Origin of the sequence: Stenotrophomonas sp. CASM106 (assembly GCF_049384825.1) — a bacterium.
In the GTDB taxonomy this organism is placed as follows: Bacteria; Pseudomonadota; Gammaproteobacteria; order Xanthomonadales; family Xanthomonadaceae; genus Stenotrophomonas; species Stenotrophomonas muris.
In genome coordinates, this window is sequence record NZ_JBMRFS010000084.1 from 1 (window position 1) to 405 (window position 405).

General features: G+C 61.7%; 1 protein-coding gene. It reads left to right on the forward strand.

The genetic code is table 11. The features are described from left to right. On the forward strand, positions 1 to 405 hold a 405-nt coding region (locus tag VG556_RS22645), incomplete at both ends, for an IS110 family transposase (protein WP_423180086.1).

A 405-nucleotide genomic window follows, 5' to 3' on the forward strand; every position in this document is an offset into this window, starting at 1 on the left:
GTCTATGTGATCAATCCACGTCTGATCAAGCACTACGGCCGGGCGACGGGCTCGCGTGGCAAGACGGACGCCATGGACGCCGAAGCGATCGCCCGGTACGTGAAGAAGGAGAACGATCGCCTGCGTGAATACGTACCGCGTACCGATGAGCAGCAGCAGATGCACGATTTGCTGCGCAAGCGGCAGACGCTGGTAAAGACACGCGCGCGCCTGGAGCAATCCTTCGGGGTAAGCAAAAGTGCCCCCGGGGAGCTGTCAGATCTGTTCTGCGCTCTGGCTGGGACGCTGTCCGAGCTGGAAAGCGAACTGCAGCGCTTGGGTCGCGATGGAGAGCATGGCACGCTCTACAAGCGCCTGTTGACCATCCCTGGTATCGGCCCCGCCGTCGCCGCTCACCTGATTTAC